A 20441-nucleotide genomic window follows, 5' to 3' on the forward strand; every position below is an offset into this window, starting at 1 on the left:
TTGTTATTCGATTTACTATGATCTGCTTCTGATTTTTGGCTATAATGAGCCCCGCCTCAAGTTTCGTTTTTGAGTTTTGGGGTAAACCCCCAACTTTAAAAATAATTTAAAACAAAAATTCCAACACTCTCTGGAGATAAGTGGATGAGCAATGCGCCAGTCGATACCGGACGTCGCAGATTTCTGACCGCAGCAACCGCCGTAGTAGGTGGTGTAGGTGCCGTCGCTGTAGCGGTTCCTTTTATAAAGTCATGGAATCCGAGTGCCAAAGCGAAAGCTGCAGGTGCACCGGTTGAAGTAAACATCAGTAAAGTAGAGCCAGGTCAGTTAATCCGTGTCGAATGGCGTGGAAAGCCTGTCTGGGTTGTACGTCGTACTAAAGAGATTTTAACAAATCTTGCCACACTCGACAGTCAACTCCGCGATCCAGCATCGGCAGAAGAACAACAGCCTTCTTATGCTAAAAATGCGGTTCGTTCGATCAATCCGGAGTATTTTATCGCGGTGGGACTATGTACTCACTTAGGTTGTTCTCCTACCTATTTACCGGATACGTTCAGTGAGCAAGTTGAAGGCGTTCCTTCAGGCTTCTATTGCCCGTGTCATGGTTCTAAGTTTGATTTGGCTGGTCGCGTCTTCCAAGGTGTACCAGCACCGTTGAACTTAGTTGTTCCACCACATCAGTATATCGATGAAGGCAATGTCATCATCGGTGTCGATCAAGGGGCAGCGTAATGATTAAGAATCTAGTTGATTGGATCGATGCTCGCATCCCGATGACGGCGACTTATAACCGTCATGTGGGTCAATATGCGACGCCAACAAACTTTAACTTTTGGTACTTCTTCGGCTCACTTGCCATGCTAGTTCTGGTTAACCAGTTACTGACAGGTATCTGGCTGACAATGAACTATGTGCCAACAGCAGAAGGCGCATTCGCGTCAATCGAATACATAATGCGTGATGTCGAGTATGGTTGGTTGCTGCGCTATATGCACTCCACCGGCGCCTCGGCATTCTTCGTGGTGATCTATCTGCATATGTTCCGTGGTCTTATTTACGGATCTTACCAGAAGCCAAGAGAACTACTTTGGTTATTCGGTATGCTTATCTTCCTCGTGCTGATGGCCGAAGCTTTCATGGGCTATCTGCTGCCATGGGGACAGATGTCATACTGGGGCGCTCAGGTTATTATCTCATTGTTCGGTGCCATCCCCTTTATTGGTGATGACCTGACACTCTGGATACGTGGTGACTTCGTTGTCTCCGGCGCGACTCTGAACCGCTTCTTCGCGCTGCATGTTATTGCACTGCCTTTGGTCTTAGTTGTCTTGGTGTTCCTGCACTTGATTGCCTTGCACGAAGTGGGTTCAAATAACCCGGATGGTATCGAGATCAAGAAGAATAAGGATGAAAATGGATGGCCTGTCGATGGTATCCCATTCCACCCTTACTACACAGTCAAAGACATTTTTGGCACCGCTGGCTTCCTGATTGTCTTCTGTTATGTGCTCTTCTTTATGCCTGAAGGTGGCGGTTACTTCCTCGAAGGACCAAACTTCGAAGCGGCTAACTCGATGAAGACCCCAGAGCATATTGCACCGGTTTGGTATTTCACGCCTTTCTACGCGATATTACGTGCGATTCCCGATAAGCTGATCGGTGTAATGGGCATGGGACTAGCGATTGCTGTACTGTTTGTACTGCCTTGGTTAGATCGTTGTAAGGTTAAGTCTGTTCGTTACCGTAGCCTGACACATAAGCTGAACTTAGCTCAGTTTGCGATTTCATTCGTCATCCTTGGTTATTTAGGTGCTGTTCCGGCGACGCCTGAGCTAACGATTGCTGCGCGTGTCTTTACTCTGACTTACTTCGGCTTCTTCTTCTTCCTTTGGCTCTACAGTAAGAACGAGAAGACTAAACCTGTACCAGAGAGGTTGACTCACTAATGAAAAAATTACTTATTGCATTAGTTGCCTTAGTACCCACATTGGCATTTGCTTCGGGTTCGTCGGTCCATCTAGAGAGTGCTAACATAGATCTCAATGACACAGAGTCATTACAACGTGGTCTTGATTTGTTCCAGCACAACTGTGCGGGTTGTCATAGCACTCAATATCAGAGATACAGCCGAGTAGCCGATGATTTAGGTATTTCTCTCGACGACATGCGTACAAAATACATGTTCGATAAAGATGCTAAGCCTGGCGACCTGATGGAAAATTCGATTCCAGAAGATGCTGCGGCTAAGTGGTTTGGTGCAACGCCACCAGATCTCACCTTGGTCGCCCGTGTTCGTGGTGAAGATTGGATCTACACTTACCTTAAAGGTTTCTATAAAGATGAGAATCGTCCATTTGGCGTGAACAATATCGTGTTCCCGTCGGTGGGTATGCCTCATGTGCTTGAGCATCTGCAAGGCATCCCGGTTAAGCAAGATGATGGTACGCTAGTTGCGACTGGTGGATCTCTGAATGCCGAAGAATATGACCAAGTGGTTCGTGATATCACCGGCTTCCTGGTTTACTCTGGCGACCCGGTAAAACTTGAGCGTGAAAGCTTAGGTTTATGGGTGATGGGCTTCCTGTTTATCTTCTTCGTGTTAGCTTACTTGTTGAAGAAAGAATACTGGAGAGATGTACACTAACCCCTTTAAAGGTTAGAATGTATCATCCGCATATTGTAAACGGGGGGCATTGCCCCTCGTTTGCTTTCTGTTTTTTGCTTTTGACATCAAATTCCCGGAGGGTATCAATGGCTGTTGCTGCCAATAAACGCTCAATCATGACCCTGTATTCAGGTGCTGACGATCTTTATAGTCACCAAGTTCGTATCGTCTTGGCTGAGAAAGGAGTCACCGTCGATGTACTGGAGGCGGACCCAAGTGAGATGCCTGAAGATCTGATCGAGCTAAACCCATACAATACAGTTCCTACTCTGGTCGATCGTGAATTAATACTTTATAACTCACGTATCATCATGGAGTACTTGGACGAGCGTTTCCCGCATCCACCACTTATGCCTGTATACCCGGTTTCACGTGGCCAGACTCGTTTGATGATGCACCGCATCGAAAATGATTGGTATTCGCTGGTTGAGCGAATCCGAAGTGGCGATCGTGCCGATGCGGCTCGTAAAGAGTTGCAGGAAAGCTTAACTGCAATTGCACCGATATTTACCGAGATGCCTTACTTTATGGCTGAAGAGTTCGGCCTAGCCGACTGTTATTTGGGGCCATTATTATGGCGCCTACCTGTACTGGGAATCGAATTAGATAACCGTGCGGCTAAAGAAGTAAAAGCCTATATGACACGTCTATTCGATCGTGAATCATTTAAAGCTTCTCTTACTGAGACCGAGCGCGAAATGCGCATGGGTATCTAATGAAGCCTATGACACCAAATCGCCCATACTTGTTGCAAGCATATTATGATTGGTTGATGGATAATGATCTTACCCCACATGTCGTCGTTGACGCTTATGTGCCGGGGACTCAGGTTCCACAACAATATGTGAAAGATGGTCAGATTGTGCTCAATATCACATCGACCGCTGTAGGTAACCTACAGATAGGTCACGATTTTATTGAGTTTAATGCTCGCTTTGGTGGTGTTCCTCAGCAGGTTGTCTTGCCTATGGCTGCGATTGTAGCAATATATGCGAGAGAGAATGGTGCCGGAACAGTCTTCGATATGGAAGATGCTTATCAAGTCGAGGCTGAGTCTGAGTCTGAAGAAGCTGGTTTATCTGTGGTGAAGCCTGAACAAGCTCCATTAACAGATACAAAGAGTGAGTTATCGTCTGTCGAGTCTTCACTAGGCGATACTCCAGCAGCTGACTCTCCTTCTGATAAGACGTCGCCAGATCCAGAGCCTAAGCGTCGAGGTCATCTGACACTTGTTAAGTAATACTTACATGTGAATCACTAAAGCCAGTCATATGACTGGCTTTTTTATTATTTGTGGCTGTGATAGCATCTGCCGCCGGCTTTAATTGTTAGGAAAAACTTGTTCCATGTTGTTGATGATCGATAACTACGATTCTTTTACTTTTAACTTAGTGCAGTACTTTCAGCAACTAGGTCAAGAGATCTTGGTTAAGCGTAACGATGAGATCACCTTGGAAGAGATAGAGGCTTTAAATCCTTCATATTTGGTTATCTCTCCCGGACCGTGCACACCGAATGAGGCTGGGATATCTCTTGCTGCTATCGAGTATTTCTCGGGGAAACTGCCGATATTAGGTGTTTGTCTTGGCCATCAGGCTATCGCTCAGGTATTCGGTGCCAAGGTTATTCGGGCTCAGCGAGTCATGCACGGTAAGACAAGTCTGATTAACCATACAAATACTCGTCTATTTTCCTCCCTGAACGACCCCTTGACTGTGACACGTTATCACTCATTGATTGTTGAAACTATACCCGCAGATTTCATCTTAGATGCCTGGTTCGATGATCCTGTGCATGGAAGAGAGATCATGGCCATGAGTCATAAAAGCCTGCCTATATTAGGTGTTCAGTTTCACCCTGAATCTGTACTCACTCAGCAGGGACTCGAGCTATTACAGAATTTTCTCGATCTAGGTACTCAAACCAGAACTTGCTAGCCTTGATGGCTTTCCTGCCTTTATTACTTTCTTTGCAGATTCATGAATCCTAAAACTTGTTAGCTTGTTACAAGTTTTCTAAAAAACACTAACTAATCCTTATCCCTTTTGTGATATAAATATTTGCAAAATAATATCAATGACCAAGTATGGCTTACTTATTAGTAGCGAGTCAGGATCATTGAAATAACAGAAGGAAGGATAATGACAGGTTTGCTGCGAAATTCAGCTCTTAGTGTACTCACAATCGCCATCTTAAGTGGTTGTGCGGTATCAGACTCTAACTCTAATACTCAGTCTCTTGCCCAAGTGAATCAAGCCGTGGTCAATCCGGCACTCGCAACCCCTCCTCAAGTCGATGAGCTACTCACGCTAAATCAGATCATGGCAGATCCTGATTGGATGGGGCTATTCGCCAAGGGGGCCTATTGGAGTGATGACAGCCAGTCAGTGTATTTTGCCCGTCAAGCACACGCTTCACCTATCAAAGACTATTACAATCAAGGCGTGGATCAAGCAATTGCTTCCCCGTTATCGCTAAATCAGCTTCATCTTGCAGATCAGCAAGATGGAGTTATCGATCGAGAAAAGACACGTAAAGCCTATATCTATCAAGGTAACCTGTTCGTTAAGGAGTTGGCTTCGGAAAAGATCTCTCAGTTAACCAGGCAGAACACTAACGTCGATGGAGTCCGTTTCCTCGATGGCGGTGACTTAGCTTTTTGGCAAGGCGATCAGATATTTCGAATTCATCAAGATAGCGGAATGTTGGAACAAATTGCTAATATTGAGATGGCAGCTAAGCCAAAAGGTGTTCAAGAGCCAGAGAGCTATATTGCTAAACAGCAGCAAAGATTGATTCAATACGTTGCCCTGCAACAGGATAAAGCCAAAAAGAAACAAGCATACAAGGAAGATCTCAACAAGGTCGATCCAAGCATGGCATCTAATACCTGGTACTTAGGCGACAAGGAAGTAGTGTCCGACTTAAGTCTTTCTCCCGATGGGCGTTATGTGCTCTTGTCTCTGATCGACAAGGAGTACAGCTGGCGAAGCGAGCATGACATCATGCCTAATTATTTGGGCAAAGATGGTTATGTGGATGCTGTCCCTGCAAGAGCGCGTGTAGCAGAAGACAATCCTCCGGGAGAGAGGTTGGTGTTGCTGGATCTGGACAATCACATTAAGAAAGACATCACAATCGAAGGGTTAATCGGCTTCGATGAAGACGTACTGGCTAAAGTAAAGAGCGAAAATGCCAAGGCGAAGGGTGAGTCTTATAAGAGTGAGAAGGCGCCGCGTAAGATCCAGTTGATGCAAGACTGGGGCTGGTCACAGAGCGCGATTCAATGGCAAGGCTCGGGCCATAACCTGGTTATCATGCTTGAAGCCCTAGATAACAAAGACAGATGGATTGCTAGCCTTGATATGGAGCATGGGTCATTGAAGACTGAGCACAGACTTCATGACAATGCCTGGGTTAATTACACTTTTAACCAGTTCGGTTGGGTAACGGGTACCGATTCTCTTTATTATCTATCGGAAGAAACTGGCTACTCCCATCTTTATTTAAAAAAGAAAGGAAAACAGGCGGAGCCTTTGACCCAAGGTAAGTTTGTGGTGAGTAGCGTAACCTTAGGCCCTAAGGCCCAGTTCATCTATTACAAGGCAAACAAGGCGCATCCTGGCATAGATAATGTCTATCGCGTCAATATTGTCACGGGTAAAGATGAGCAGCTGACTCAGTGGGATGGCCAGCTCGATTATGAACTCAGTCCTGACGGCAATAGCCTCTTGCTCAATGCCTCTCGCCGCACCGAACCCGCTGAACTGTTTCTAAAAGTGATTGGTGGCGATCGTAAGCAGTTAACTCATTATACCAGTGAGGCATTTAAGAATTATCCATGGCAGGCTCCCGAAGTGGTTGCCGTCCCATCCACCCATGGAGCGGATGATATATATGCCCGGGTATATCTGCCACAAGGTTATGATAAGACTCGAGCTGAAAAATACCCAGCGGTGATTTTCAATCACGGTGCCGGATATTTGCAAAATGCTCACTACGGCTTTTCCGGTTATTTTCGAGAGTTCATGTTCCATAACCTGCTTACTCAGCAAGGTTATGTGGTAATGGATATGGATTATCGGGGATCTAAAGGCTATGGCCGTGATTGGCGCACTGCGGTTTACCGCAACATGGGTCATCCCGAAGTGGAAGACCTTAAAGATGGTGTGAGCTGGATGGCAGCCAATACCAATGTCGATACGGCTAAGGTGGGAACCTATGGTGGCTCTTACGGTGGCTTCCTGACATTTATGGCCTTGTTCACCGAGCCAGAGTTATTTCAGGCTGGAGCAGCCTTGCGTCCTGTGACTGATTGGGCTCATTATAATGCGCCGTATACTTCAAATATCTTAAATACGCCGGATGTCGATGCCATAGCCTATGAACGTAGCTCCCCTATAGAGCACGCTCAAGGCTTGGAAAAGCCGCTGCTTATCATGTCTGGTGTGCTCGATGACAATGTCTTCTTCCAGGATAGCGTACGTCTGGTGCAGCGTTTGATTGAACTTGAGAAGCCTATGTTTGAAACGGCTATCTATCCGGTGGAGCCCCATGGCTTCAAGCAGCCATCGAGCTGGCTGGATGAGTATCGTCGTATCTATAAACTGTTTGAGCAAGAGCTTAAATAATCTTATCTAGAATCATTTTACAGGCCTCTTCTATGAGGCCTGTTTTTTATAATGAACTTTAGTGCAGGCACTTATATCTATTGAGATAAGTTGTCTGTTGACGGGCTCTTTCCCGAAGACAAATATTACTCTAGGGAAGAATGTGGCCACTCATTTTAAGTGGATGGGTGGCAAGCCCAAATTCGATGGTTAATCGTAAGGCAAAAAGTATTCAAACACAGTTAATTCTCTGTAATTTCTGCTAAATGAATCAGATTAATGCTAAATTGTAACTATATAGATTTTTTGTGAGGAAGTAGCTAAACGTGGCAATATCGGTAGCCGGTGGTGTAAGGCCTGGAAAAATTATTGAGATTGAGCACAGGTTGTATCAACAACTTATTGTCGGTAAACAGAAATCGAACTCCATGTTTGATGAACTCGATGCCGAGCTTGAAAATGATGCAAATAAATTGGCTATTGAGAGAGAGGCGGTTTTAGAGCGATTAGCTAAGCAGATCCAAGCGAAGCAGGTGTTTGAGGAGGTATCGGAACAACTTATCAATACGGTTAATAATGCCGTAGAACATAGGCTTTCTTCTCCTGAACAGGTGTTGAAGCATTCAGGCATCAACGAAAATCAGTTGTTGATGTTAGAGTTGTTGCAAGGTAAAAACATAGACATCAATCGTCTTAAACCTCTGATAGAAGAGCAGTCATGGCTAGTTCGTGATCTGATTAATATGGTTAATAGTGCCTCTTTTCGTCATCGTCGCCCCCAGCGTTCCGATGTGAAAGTCACCGATATTAAGCTAGTGCTTAATTTTATCGGCATCGAAAATATTAAGCTATTGATCCCTTATTTTTGTATTCGAAATTGGTTGCCTACCGGGCATGCTAACTTACTCTGGACCACTCGAAAACTGTGGCGGTATTCGGTCGTGAGTGCTATTGCCGCTCAAGCCTTGGCTAAATTACACGAGAAGGACGGTTCCTTTGTCTATACCTGTACCTTACTCAGTCAGCTTGGCCCCTCTGTTGTGCTGAAAAATAGCGCTAAGTTGTTTGAAAAGACCTGGGGAACCTGGCTAAGAGAGGCCAGTGGCAGTAGGGACAAAGAAGTTTACGATGCGGTCGTTGCAACTGAGTTCCCTGCAGAAAAAGTCTACCACCTGGTCCTGGAGCATGGAAATAAGCTCAATTGGCAGCTGCTTCATTATCTCGATTTCAAAGATAGTGCAATGACTAAAGTCTTAGCCGAGCTAGATAATAACTTGAGTTATAAAGATCTTTCCGAGGATGCTGCTATGGTTGCCCGAGCCAATTGTTACGCTAAGGTCGTCTTATTGGAAGAGTTGCGTCAAATTGCTCCTCAGGAGAAGCGGATGATGTTTGACTATTATGAGTTATCTGAACAAGAGGTCATTCGTCTCAAGGGACAGAATTACAAGAAGCTCAACATCATCTAGTAAGCTGTCATTTTTCTTGGTTTTAGCAAATAATTTACTCAGAACTCGCCGGATTGTAGCATTTGGGGAAAGGGCTTTTATCCGCTGATGATGAGTGAGTTATTTATAAGCATTATTCAATTATCTTAGTCATAGTAGCAGTTATAGTTCGGTTAACTATTCATATATGATGAATAACTAGCTGTTTATGGCTCTAGTAACTTTTTTTATGACTAGTTATGCTGTAAACCCCCGCTATAAACGCTTGTATAATTCTTAAAGACCAATCTTTATGCATTAAATATGCGAGGCTCGTCTATGATGAGTGTAAGAAACTGGTATTTTGATCACATTTTCGCTATTAATGACTCTTAAGCAATGCAAACAAGTACCGCCAGTAAGAGTTTTCTAATGATAAGAAGGCGGCAATAGTGGCTCACAGAGCCATTAACGATAATAAAGGATGAGAAGGTATGAGCGTCAACAACACACTGACAAGAGCCCAATTTGATGAAGTAATGGTGCCTAATTATGCGCCCTCGGCAGTTATTCCTGTCCGCGGTGCAGGCAGCCGAGTCTGGGATCAAGAAGGTAAAGAGTTCATCGATTTTGCAGGCGGTATTGCCGTTAACTGTTTAGGCCACTGTCATCCTGCCCTTGTTGGTGCATTGAAAGAGCAAGGTGAAAAAATTTGGCATCTATCTAATGTCATGACTAACGAGCCGGCACTCGAACTCGCGACTAAGTTAGTCAATGCGACATTTGCCGATCGTGTATATTTCGCAAACTCAGGTGCAGAAGCAAACGAAGCTGCTTTAAAACTTGTTCGTCGTTATGCCATGGATAAGTTTGGTGCTAAGAAAGATCAGATCATCGCCTTCGACAAGGCATTCCACGGTCGTACTTTCTTCACCGTAAGTGTCGGTGGTCAGGCTGCGTATTCAGATGGCTTCGGTCCTAAGCCCCAGGGCATTACTCACGTACCATTCAATGACATTGCTGCTCTTGAAGCGGTTATCTCAGATAAGACCTGTGCCATCATGATGGAGCCTCTTCAAGGAGAGGGCGGGATCGTAGATGCCGATCCTGAATTCCTAACAGCCGTACGTGCTCTTTGTGATAAGCACAATGCACTGCTGGTATTCGATGAAGTACAAACGGGTGTTGGCCGTTTAGGTGAGCTATACGCATACATGCGTGGTGACGTGGTACCAGATATTCTGACTACGGCTAAAGCTTTAGGTGGTGGATTCCCTATCGCTGCTATGCTGACCACTAAAGAGATTGCCGCTCATCTTAAGATAGGTACTCATGGTTCTACCTATGGTGGTAATCCACTGGCTTGTGCTGTCGCTAATGCGGTTTTGGATGTAGTTAATACTCCGGAAGTATTGCAAGGCGTTAAGGTTCGTGAGCAGTTACTGCGTGATGGACTAAAGAAGATAAACGACAAGTATGATGTGTTCACAGAAGTTCGTGGTCAAGGTCTACTACTTGGTGCAGTACTCAATGATAAATACCAGGGACGTGCTAAAGAGTTCTTGGTTGCCGGTACTGACGAAGGCCTGATGAGCCTTATTGCTGGTGCAAATGTTATTCGCTTCACTCCGTCATTAGTCATTCCAGAGGCCGATATCGCCGAAGGTCTTGCGCGTTTTGAACGTGCAGTAGCTAAAGTAGTTGCAGGCTAATTGATTGAATGAGTGAGAGGTATTTATCTCTCGCTTTTTTGGCATTGGCAATACTTGAACCTTAGCCGTTAGCTGCTTGTCTTAATAGATACTCATGCTAAAGATAAGTAAGCGGTTGAGCGACGAGCAAGAGTGAGGAGACACAGAGATGTTAATCATACGTCCTATCCGATCTAGCGACTATAAAGCGCTTTATCAAATAGCCGAAGAATCTGGTCATGGTTTTACTTCCTTGCCGGTTAACGAAGAGCTACTCAGGAGCAAGATTGCTCGTGTAGAGGCTTCGTTTCAAAAGCAGGTCGATAAACCTTTCGATGAAGGTTACCTGATGGTACTCGAAGATACTGAGTCTGGCGAAGTCGTCGGCACTTGTGGTCTCGAGGCTGCTGTGGGCATGGAAGATGCGTTTTACCACTATCGTTTAGGCACTGAGGTTTATCACTCCGAGCAGATCGACGTGAGAAATGAGGTGGAAACCTTGACCTTATGCCACGACTATACTGGTGCTGCCGAGCTATGTACCTTGTTCCTGCGTGATACCTATCGTAAAAATAACAACGGTAGAATGTTATCCCGTAGCCGTTTCCTATTCTTAGCGCAGCATGCAGAGCGCTTCGGCGATACTGTGATCGCCGAAATGCGCGGAGAAAGTGATGAAGCAGGGAACTCTCCCTTCTATGATTGGCTGCAGAAGCACTTCTTAGGCATAGATTTTGTCGAGGCCGATTACCTTTCGGGCTTGGGGCAGAAAGCCTTTATGGCTGAGATGATGCCTAAAAATGCCGTGTATGTGTGCTTGCTACCCGAAGAAGCGCAGAAAGTGATCGGTGAGGTTCATGCCAACACTCGTCCGGCGCTAAATCTGCTTCAGGCTGAAGGTTTCAGATGTCGTGGTTATGTCGATATTTTTGACGGCGGACCTACGGTCGAGTGCAACTTGTCTGATATTCGTTCGGTAAGAGAAAGCCGCTTACTGACGATCACGATTGGCGATGCTCCAGAATCTGATTTCAGTTTTATCATATCAAATACTCAATTAGCGAATTACCGCGCCACCTCGGCTAAACTTCTGCTCACAGAAGATAGTGATGTGGTTACTGTGTCACCCGAACTTGCAGCAGGATTATTGCTGTCAGAGGGTGAGCAGATCCGTGTCTTGGCTATGTAGGAAGAAATAATGACTCAATTTATTAAAGGCCAATGGGTTGCAGGCCTAGGTCACGACGTGACATCTAAAAACCCAGCAAACAATGAAGTTATCTGGAGCAGTAAAACTGCGACTCCAGAGCAAGTTAACACCGCCGTCGATGCGGCCCGTGATGCTCAGTTCGATTGGTTCATGTTAGGTTTCGATGGCCGTCTTGCTATCGTGGAGGCTTATCGCACTCAACTTGAAGAGCACAAAACCGAAATCGCCGAGGTTATCGCTCAGGAGACTGGCAAGCCTCAGTGGGAAACCGCTACCGAAGCCGGTGCCATGATAGGTAAGATTGGGCTTTCAGTCGCCGCTTATAACAAGCGTACCGGTCATACTGAGAGTGATATCCCGGCAGGACGCGCGGTACTTCGTCATAAGCCTCACGGTGTGGTCGCGGTATTTGGTCCATATAATTTCCCAGGCCACCTGCCAAACGGTCATATTGTTCCTGCGCTACTGGCGGGTAATACTGTGATCTTTAAGCCATCTGAACTCACTCCCAAAGTAGCCGAGCTTATGCTTAAGCTATGGGAGAAAGCCGGACTTCCTGCAGGCGTGATTAACTTGGTACAAGGCGAAATCGAAACTGGTAAGGCGCTAGCCGCTCACCCTCAGATCGATGGTTTGTTCTTTACCGGTAGTTCTCGTACGGGTCATATCTTACATCAGCAGTATGCTGGTGAACCTGGCAAGATTTTAGCGCTGGAGATGGGGGAAATAATCCGCTTATCATTAAAGGTGTTGAAAATACCAAAGCTGCTGTACACGACATCATCCAGTCTGCCTATATCTCATCGGGTCAACGTTGTACCTGTGCACGTCGTCTCTATGTAGAGAAAGGCGTACAAGGTGATGCCTTACTCGAGTTGCTCGCTAGCGCCGTTAAGCAGATTAAAGTCGGTGCCTGGAATGCACAGCCACAGCCATTCATGGGATCTATGATCTCAGAAATTGCGGCTAAAGGCATGGTTGAAGCTCAGCGTAACTTACTGAATTTAGGTGGTGAGTCTCTCGTAGAACTTACTCATCTTGAAGCGGGTACAGGTTTAGTCTCCCCAGGTTTGATCGATGTCACTAACGTCATCGAGCTTCCGGATGAAGAGTATTTTGGCCCGCTACTTCAAGTGATCCGTTACAGCGATTTCGATGAGGCTATCAAGTTAGCCAACAGCACTCGTTATGGTTTGTCTGCGGGTATTCTTGCCGATAGCCGTGAGGATTACGATTACTTCTTAGCACGTATTCGTGCCGGTATCGTTAACTGGAACAAGCAGATAACAGGTGCTTCCGGTGCTGCACCATTCGGTGGTGTTGGTGCTTCGGGTAACCACAGAGCGAGCGCATTTTATGCCGCCGACTACTGTTCTTACCCCGTATCATCAGTGGAGGCCGATGTCGTTAGTCTCCCTGCTAACTTGAGTCCAGGCTTGAGTCTCTAAATTTATAATGAAACGATGGGAAACACCTTAAAAGTGTTTCCCATTTTTATGTACAGAAATGTTTGAAAAGCCAGAGCGCTACTCTCTCGCTGTACTTATATCGTGATAAGAATAAGACCAGAACCAAAGCCTGAATCTTGGTGACTGGGGACACGATGCCGTTAAGGAAGAAATTGATGCACACTGATATTAACAAGCTATTTGAAAACCTTTGGAATGACTATATTGAGATGACGCCGTCGGCAGAGCCTGTACGTCAACTGCTTTCTCGAGGTGAGACCATTATCAACGATCATATTGCCCTACGTACCTTTAATATTGAGAAGGTGAACTTAAAGGTATTGGCGGCTCACTTCGAATCTTTGGGTTATGTCGACTCGGGTGATTATCATTTCGAGGCTAAAAATCTGAAAGCTAAGCATTTTGAACATCCGGATGCGACGCAGCCTAAGGTGTTTATCTCTGAATTATTAGTCGAAGAATTTAGCCCTGAACTACAAAATACCATTAAACATCTTGTTGAGCAGATTGATGTGGCAGCGACTAAGGCCGATGACTTCCTCTATTCAGGACGTCACTGGCAGCTGGACTCCAAGACCTATGAGGCTTTACTTGCCGAGAGTGAGTATGCTGCCTGGGTTGCTGCTTTTGGTTATAGAGCCAACCATTTCACGATATCGATCAACCACTTGCCTGGGTACACCAACATCTTAGATGTGAATGAGACCCTTAAGAAGGGGGATTTTGTGTTAAATTCAGCTGGCGGTGAAGTGAAAGGCTCTGCCGAGGTACTACTGGAGCAATCTTCGACTATGGCTGACCGTATTTCTGTTAGCTTTACAGATGCTGAGAAAGAGATCCCAAGCTGTTTTTATGAATTTGCACTGCGTTACCCTAAAGGTGATGGAAGTCTTTATACAGGCTTTGTGGCTGCTTCTGCGGATAAGATTTTCGAGAGTACTAACGTAAGCTAGCCGATATTTTGCTAACAATGTAAAAGAGTCGAGAAAAAGCCGGAATTGAGTTCCGGCTTTTTTATATTTGAATCTGCCCCAATCTGAGAGCCGTTGGCGGATTATTCTTTAAAGCGTACGCAAATTTTTAGCCCACCTAAGTCGCTATGGGCGAACGTCAACTTTATCTCATACTGCTCGGCTATGTCTTTTACTATGGAGAGTCCGAGGCCATGTCCCATGGTCGCTTCATCTAATCGTCGACCACGATTCGTGAGTAGCTTAAGCTCTTCACTGGCGACGCCGAGTCCATCATCCTCGATAATAAGAATAATAGTCTCTTCTTCTAGCTTAGCGCGGATATCTACTCTGGCATTGGCCCACTTATGAGCGTTATCGAGCAGATTTCCAATCAGCTCCATGCCATCTTCCCTGTGCAGGGGTAATCGAGTGATGTGCTCAGCAATGTCGATATTGCAGAGCAGACGTTTATTAAAGTGAACCTTGCTTAGTGTGTTACATAAATCTTCAAGATCTTTAGGGAGCTGCATCTGGGCCGCGGGTAACATATCTCCAGTGATTCTGGCCGCAGCTAGCTTACGTTCGATCATCTTATGAATCAGATCGAGTTGATTCTGTAGTGCTATTGCCGTATTCGGGTCTTTCAGTCCCAAGGCTTCAACTTGTTGCTGCATCACGGCTAATGGAGTCTTAAGCCCATGGCTTAAATTGCCTATATTATTACGACTGCGCTCGATCTGTTTGCTGGAATATTCGAGCAGTTCATTATAGGTAGATGCTAGAGCTTGCAGTTCGGGGGGATATTCTTGACCTCTAATGAGGTGATCTCACCCTCTCTGAGCTTAGACAGAATTTGCTGGATCTGGTTGATTGGCTTGAAAGATTGCCTGAGTACCAGAAAAATACCGGCTATCATGGCCAGTAACATGGCTAAGTTAACCCCTAGCTTAGTGCCATATATTTGGGTGAAAATTTTACGACCTATGCTCAGATCCTGGGCGACAGTCAGTGTTGCATTGACATTGAGTGTCTCAGAGCTTAATCCCAGTGATAGCAGTTGAATATCATGGTTTTGTGGCCCCTTAGATTGCCATACCCGGCTTTCACCTTTTTCTAACAACCTAATATCGAGTTTTTGATCCCATAAAGAACGGGAGCGGATCTCTTGTTCCGGCAGATTTAGCTGGTAATAACGTCCGGAAAATACTGGCTTATAAAACCCTGAAAGTTGGCTCTGATCTATGGTGAGTTCGTTATTATTAAGCTGAGTAGCCATTAGAACTTGTTCTAAATCTTCCTGTAGTCTGGCAATGATCGAGTCGTGAAATGCTTGCCTTAGCATAGTCTCGAAGGAGACTATGCCGATGGCTGTCGAAATGATGACTAAACCCGTTAACCAGAGGCTGAGTTTAGTGCGGATCGACATCACTCTCTTATGCCGTGGAAGATATAACCTTGTCCACGACGAGTCTCAATAGCGGTTTTACCTAGTTTTTTACGCAGATGAGTAACATAGACTTCGACTACATTACTCTCTTTTTCGTCATCGAATTGATAGAGCTTATCGGTGAGCTGGGATTTAGATAGTAGTTTCTTAGGTGACATTAAGAAGATTTTTAGTAACCTAAACTCCATCGCAGTTAGCTCGAAATTTTTACCTTCGACTGTAACAGATTGTTGATTCTCATCGAGAACGACGCCGGAAAAGCTTAATTCTTTTGTGGGTAAGCTCGCTTTTCCATGAGCCCGCTGTATGAGAGCATGTATCCGTGCGAGTAACTCTTGAGTATGGAAAGGTTTACCCAGATAGTCATCGGCTCCGGCGTTGAATCCTTCGACCTTCTCATGCCATTGGCTGCGAGCCGTGAGCATAATCACCGGAGTATTAATCCCTTGATTACGCCAGCGTTCCAGGAGTTCCAGGCCATTACCGTCGGGTAGACCAATATCTAATATCACGCAATCGTAATTGGTTTCTTTTAAGAGATAATCCGCTTCAGCAGCTTTGTCTGTCACGTCGGTGACGTATCCGGCGAGTTTCAGTTGTTTTTCAAGTTCTTCTACGAGTAGTGCATTATCTTCAACGAGCAGTAGTTTCATATTAACCTGTCACTTCACTTATGGTGTAGAGCTAGTTTTCAAAAGCTCTGCAGCCAGATGGTAATGATTTAGTAGGATTGGGCTGTCCAGTGCTTGCATCCAGACTCAGATCTATAATTTGGCCACGTTGGGCTTTAATTTGCAAATCATAACGCCATTTTCCTTGTTCCTGATAGAGATGGGCGTCGATGAGCTTACCGTAGCAGAAGTATTTTATCTTGGAGAGGGTAACATCCAATGACAGGATTTTACCTGCACTAACTAAGTGTTTTGCCTGATAATGCTCAAGTTCGACTAAGGTCGAGCCATGGGCTAATACTGGCGTATAGGTCGCAAGAGCGAACAGGATGATGAACAGTGCCCTTGTCATTAATATTTCTCCAAAAAAATGGCCTGAGATTATCTCAGGCCACTTTATCGAAGCTGTCTTAAATCTAACTTAATGTTAGCTTAGCGGGTACCGTAAACTACGATAGTTTTACCGTGAGCCTGGATCAGGCTTTGCTCTTCGAGCATTTTTAAGATTCGACCCACAGTCTCACGAGAACAACCCACGATCTGACCTATCTCTTGGCGAGTGATCTTGATCTGCATGCCATCGGGATGAGTCATGGCATCCGGCTGCTTGGCCAGATGGAGTAAAGTTTGGGCAATTCTTCCAGCAACATCCAAGAAAGCTAGGTCGCCCACTTTTTGACTGGTGCTGTGCAGACGGAATGCCATCTGTGAAGAAAGCTTCATCAGGATTTCAGGATTAACCTGAATCAGTTGCTTAAACTTCTTGTAAGAGATCTCAGCGATTTCACATGGCTGTTTAGCGCGAACCCAAGCGGTACGCTCGGCTTGATCTTCAAATAAACCAAGTTCACCGATGAAGTCACCTTGATTCAGGTAAGAGAGGATCATCTCTTTACCTTCTTCATCTTTAATTAAAACGGCTACGGAGCCTTTAACTATATAGTAAAGGGTGTCTGATTCTTCACCAGCGTGGATCAAAGTGCTTTTGGCTGGATACTTATGAATGTGACAGTGTGATAAAAACCATTCCAAAGTAGGATCTGGTTTTGGCTTACCAATAAGAGCCATGCCTATGTTCCTCGACTGTTTGACTTGAATATAAGAATCTTCATTAATGTGCAGTTTACGCCAGTTTATTCTGTAAAACCTCGATAAAGATCTAACTTTAGAATAAATGAATCTTCGTAACTTACTTACAATATTCATTCATTCTGATACATCAGTGATATATGTCAACTACTTGCGAGTAAATATGCAGTGAAGGGCTTGAATTTAGAGAGAAAAGCTACAATGCTTCCTGATATTGGACTTATGACGAGGGGAATAAGGCCGTATCAAAGTCGACTAAATCTGCTTTTTTCTCGACTTTAGTAAGTAAATCTGGCTAACTCAATGAAATAAAATTTTTGTACCTTCTAGTTAAATTATCTTATGTCTATAGTTTAAGCCGATTTTTCAGGTAGTTATAAGCTTTAGTTTTTAGACATGTTCAAACTAGTGATACTAGATAGGAGTTGTAAATGAAATCTCATTCGTTATTTTTAGGCGCTGGTCTTAGTTTTACTCTTATTTTTACATTAGTGACGAGCACCGCCGCGAACGCATTTTCAATTCCTCAGCCCAAAACTGCTGTTGCGGCGAGTAAAGTGGCTCATATACAGCTAAAAGCGACTCAAGGGGAGCAAGAGGCACAGTTTTTACTCGGGCTGATGTACTTGTCTGGCCGGTTCGTCACTCAAGATCAACAGCTAGGCATAAAGTGGATCATAGCGGCTGCGGAGCAGGGGCATGCTAAGGCGCAACAAACGTTGGCGGATCTTTCATTTGAAGGCAATATCATCGAGCGTGATCTGCTCACTGCCGAACGTTGGTATCTATCGCTGAGTGAGCAAGGCAATAAATGGGCTCAATTTAGACTGGGGTTCATCTATGCTGCAGGCGGAGAGGGGGTTGAACGTAACTGTGGTAAAGCCGTCGACCGTTTCAACTCGGTAGGAGATGAAGTCTCTCTGGGAAATGTCGCCTGGATACTCGCGACTTGCCCGGAGGCAAAATACCGTAATGGAGATAAGGCTCTCGAACTTGCTCGCAGCCTAGTCGCATCAGATCACCAAGATCCCACCAATTTAGATAACTTGGCAGCCGCCTATGCAGAAACTGGCGACTATAGCTCTGCCGTAGAGACTCAGCAAAAAGCGATTGATGCGCTTAGAAGCTCTAAGATGGTAAGCCGATCCGATGAGTTTGAGCAAAGACTGCAAAGCTATCAGCAGAATAAACCTTTCCGTGAAATTGTTCCTTTGATGAATTAGAACAAGGTTCTAGGAGTTAGATTAGAGTTTCTAGGTGTAACAATTAGAAAATAGCTCGATAGTTTTGATTCAGCCAGTCGGTGTACCTGACTGGCTTTTTTGATCTTAACGTCCTAGTTCCTAGGATCTTCTTTGAAAGGAATAGCCGGCACACCCAAGGAAACAAACAGATCAAATGTAGGTTGGAATTTACTGTTGAAAGTGGAGATTGGAATAGCCAGCACACTCAGGAAGCTAATAGATCAAGCATAGACGTGGAATTTACTTTGAGTTAAGTGCCTAGTTCCTAGGATCTTCTTTGAAAGGAATAGCCAGCACACCCAAGGAAACAAACAGATCAAATGTAGGTTGGAATTTACTGTTGAAAGTGGAGATTGGAATAGCCTGCACACCCATGAAGCGAATAGATCAAGCATAGACGTGGAATTTACTTTTGAAAGTGGAGATTGGAATAGCCAGCACACCCATGAAGCGAATAGATCAAGCATAGACGTGGAATTTACTTTTGAAAGTGGAGATTGGAATAGCCAGCACACCCAAGGAAACAAACAGATCAAGATGGGGGAATTTACTCCCAAGAGCATGCTAACTCATCAGTCTTTCGCCTGAAATCCCGACATGAGCTAGTCTACTCGAACACACTTAAATGAAACTGAAGTTTATATTAGTAGCATACCAAGTCTATTCACTATCTAAAGAGAGTAGCTGTTGGCGCTTCTCGAGTAGATCTCGGATGAGCGGTGTCAGAATCAACTCCATGGCTAAGGACATCTTGCCACCTGGCACAACCAGAGTGTTGATTCGTGACATGAAAGAGCCGTCTATCATCTTCAAGTAATAGGGGAAATCTACGTTTTTAATACCACGAAAACGTATCACTACAAAGCTCTCATCCAGGCTGGGGATATTCTTAGCGCTAAATGGATTTGAGGTGTCGACAGTTGGGACTCGTTGGAAATTGATATGGGTTCGTGAGAACTGAGGTGTCATATGGTTGATATAATCATCCATACTGCGAACGATAGAGCCCATCACTTTTTCCCGACTATGGCCTCTTTCCGAAGTATCTCGAATGATCTTTTGGATCCACTCCAAGTTGACTATCGGCACCATGCCGATAAGCAAGTCCACATGTTCGGCAACATTACATGTGTCTGTTTTTACCCCCCATGTAATCCCTCGTAATAGAGCATATCGGTATTTTCAGGTAAGGGGTGCCATTGGGTAAATGTCCCGGGCATCTGGTTGAAGGGAACGGCTTCATCGAAAGTATGTAGATACGCTCGTGTCTCGCCCTGACCCGTCGCACTATAATCACTGAAACATTGCTCTAAACGTTCAAAGTCGTTTGCTTCGGGTCCAAAATAGCTAATATTTTTATTATCCGTTTTGGCTTTACGGATCATGAGCTCCATTTCAGGACGTGTGTAATGGTGAAAACTATCGCCTTCAACGCTCGCTGCATTGATCCCAAGTTGACGGAAAATATGCTTAAAAGCCGTTGTTGTCGTCGTGGTACCAGCTCCTGATGAACCTGTTACTGCGATAATGGGATGTTTTGCTGACATTAAATTTCCTAAATGGAATTGGATCTAATTGACTAAAAGGCAGTGAAGAGAGTCAAGACCAAGATAAAAGTGACATGTTATTTCTAATAACATCTAGTGTTATACGGTAATCATTGCGCTTAGGTCAAATTTGCCTCCGAGTTTGTTATGAATTAACACTAGATTCTCCGTTTGATTTATCGACTCAGATGTTCCTTGTGCTTGATGGCAATGGACTCATCATCTTCGCTGAACTCCACCACTAAGACTTCCTGCTTTAGTAGCTGTTTGCAGCGTTCAATCGCCGAAATATATACCCGTTCATCTGTATCTGAGAAACCGCCATCTTCGACTTGTGTTAACAGATATTCCTTAATTAAGTTATCCATGGTTGTGCTGGGAAGCTGCAGTAAAGCGTCATAGGGAACAAGCATAT

16 protein-coding genes and 3 pseudogenes are annotated in these 20441 nt (G+C 44.8%); 13 read left to right on the plus strand and 6 right to left on the minus strand.

What is annotated here, in order from left to right; translation table 11 throughout:
- Positions 1–144: 144 nt before the first annotated feature.
- From petA to FM037_RS03745, 12 genes and pseudogenes are all read left to right on the plus strand, one after another.
- A complete protein-coding gene (gene petA, locus FM037_RS03690) occupies positions 145–735 on the plus strand; it encodes a ubiquinol-cytochrome c reductase iron-sulfur subunit (protein WP_144044894.1) in 591 nt (196 codons plus the stop codon).
- Complete coding sequence (locus tag FM037_RS03695) at positions 735–1949, plus strand: cytochrome b (RefSeq protein ID WP_144044895.1); 1215 nt, start codon at positions 735–737, stop codon at positions 1947–1949. Before petA ends, FM037_RS03695 begins: the two co-directional genes overlap by 1 nt.
- The gene (locus FM037_RS03700) at positions 1949–2647 is read left to right on the plus strand and encodes a cytochrome c1 (protein ID WP_144044896.1); all 699 of its coding nucleotides are present in this window, start codon (positions 1949–1951) and stop codon (positions 2645–2647) included. The genes FM037_RS03695 and FM037_RS03700 overlap by 1 nt, the downstream gene beginning before the upstream one ends.
- Before the next feature lie 107 nt (positions 2648–2754).
- Positions 2755–3384: a stringent starvation protein SspA gene (gene sspA, locus FM037_RS03705; protein WP_144044897.1), complete on the plus strand. Its 630-nt coding sequence runs from the start codon at positions 2755–2757 to the stop codon at positions 3382–3384.
- The gene (locus FM037_RS03710; RefSeq protein WP_144044898.1) at positions 3384–3908 is read left to right on the plus strand and encodes a ClpXP protease specificity-enhancing factor; all 525 of its coding nucleotides are present in this window, start codon (positions 3384–3386) and stop codon (positions 3906–3908) included. The genes sspA and FM037_RS03710 overlap by 1 nt, the downstream gene beginning before the upstream one ends.
- Positions 3909–4014: 106 nt before the next feature.
- Entirely contained in the window at positions 4015–4605 is a 591-nt protein-coding gene (locus FM037_RS03715) for an anthranilate synthase component II (RefSeq protein WP_144044899.1), read from the plus strand.
- A 204-nt stretch (positions 4606–4809) separates the two neighbouring features.
- A complete protein-coding gene (locus FM037_RS03720) occupies positions 4810–7299 on the plus strand; it encodes a S9 family peptidase (protein WP_144044900.1) in 2490 nt (829 codons plus the stop codon).
- 305 nt (positions 7300–7604) lie between these two features.
- Positions 7605–8747: an HDOD domain-containing protein gene (locus FM037_RS03725; RefSeq protein ID WP_144044901.1), complete on the plus strand. Its 1143-nt coding sequence runs from the start codon at positions 7605–7607 to the stop codon at positions 8745–8747.
- Between the two features lie 452 nt (positions 8748–9199).
- A complete protein-coding gene (locus FM037_RS03730; RefSeq protein ID WP_144044902.1) occupies positions 9200–10417 on the plus strand; it encodes an aspartate aminotransferase family protein in 1218 nt (405 codons plus the stop codon).
- 148 nt (positions 10418–10565) lie between these two features.
- Positions 10566–11585: an arginine N-succinyltransferase gene (astA, locus tag FM037_RS03735; RefSeq protein ID WP_144044903.1), complete on the plus strand. Its 1020-nt coding sequence runs from the start codon at positions 10566–10568 to the stop codon at positions 11583–11585.
- A gap of 9 nt (positions 11586–11594) precedes the next feature.
- Positions 11595–13054: pseudogene (gene astD / locus FM037_RS03740) on the plus strand (succinylglutamate-semialdehyde dehydrogenase).
- 176 nt (positions 13055–13230) lie between these two features.
- Positions 13231–14028: a DUF1338 domain-containing protein gene (locus tag FM037_RS03745; protein ID WP_144044904.1), complete on the plus strand. Its 798-nt coding sequence runs from the start codon at positions 13231–13233 to the stop codon at positions 14026–14028.
- A 101-nt stretch (positions 14029–14129) separates the two neighbouring features.
- Here FM037_RS03745 and FM037_RS03750 read toward each other — a convergent pair.
- The 4 genes and pseudogenes from FM037_RS03750 to crp form a co-directional block, all read right to left on the minus strand.
- A pseudogene (locus FM037_RS03750) lies at positions 14130–15457 on the minus strand (ATP-binding protein).
- A complete protein-coding gene (locus FM037_RS03755; RefSeq protein ID WP_144044905.1) occupies positions 15454–16128 on the minus strand; it encodes a response regulator transcription factor in 675 nt (224 codons plus the stop codon). The pseudogene FM037_RS03750 and the gene FM037_RS03755 overlap by 4 nt, the downstream one beginning before the upstream one ends.
- Positions 16129–16159: 31 nt before the next feature.
- Complete coding sequence (locus tag FM037_RS03760) at positions 16160–16498, minus strand: PepSY domain-containing protein (protein WP_144044906.1); 339 nt, start codon at positions 16496–16498, stop codon at positions 16160–16162.
- Positions 16499–16578: 80 nt separating this feature from the next.
- The gene (gene crp / locus FM037_RS03765; protein WP_144044907.1) at positions 16579–17214 is read right to left on the minus strand and encodes a cAMP-activated global transcriptional regulator CRP; all 636 of its coding nucleotides are present in this window, start codon (positions 17212–17214) and stop codon (positions 16579–16581) included.
- A 452-nt stretch (positions 17215–17666) separates the two neighbouring features.
- Between crp and FM037_RS03770 the strand changes: the two genes are divergently transcribed.
- Entirely contained in the window at positions 17667–18458 is a 792-nt protein-coding gene (locus FM037_RS03770) for an SEL1-like repeat protein (protein WP_144044908.1), read from the plus strand.
- 681 nt (positions 18459–19139) lie between these two features.
- Here the strand turns inward: FM037_RS03770 and FM037_RS03775 are convergent.
- Positions 19140–20026: pseudogene (locus FM037_RS03775) on the minus strand (phosphoribulokinase).
- 176 nt (positions 20027–20202) lie between these two features.
- A complete protein-coding gene (locus FM037_RS03780) occupies positions 20203–20439 on the minus strand; it encodes a YheU family protein (protein ID WP_144044909.1) in 237 nt (78 codons plus the stop codon).
- Between the last annotated feature and the right edge of the window lie 2 nt (positions 20440–20441).

Origin of the sequence: Shewanella psychropiezotolerans (assembly GCF_007197555.1) — a bacterium.
GTDB classification, from domain to species: Bacteria; Pseudomonadota; Gammaproteobacteria; order Enterobacterales; family Shewanellaceae; genus Shewanella; species Shewanella psychropiezotolerans.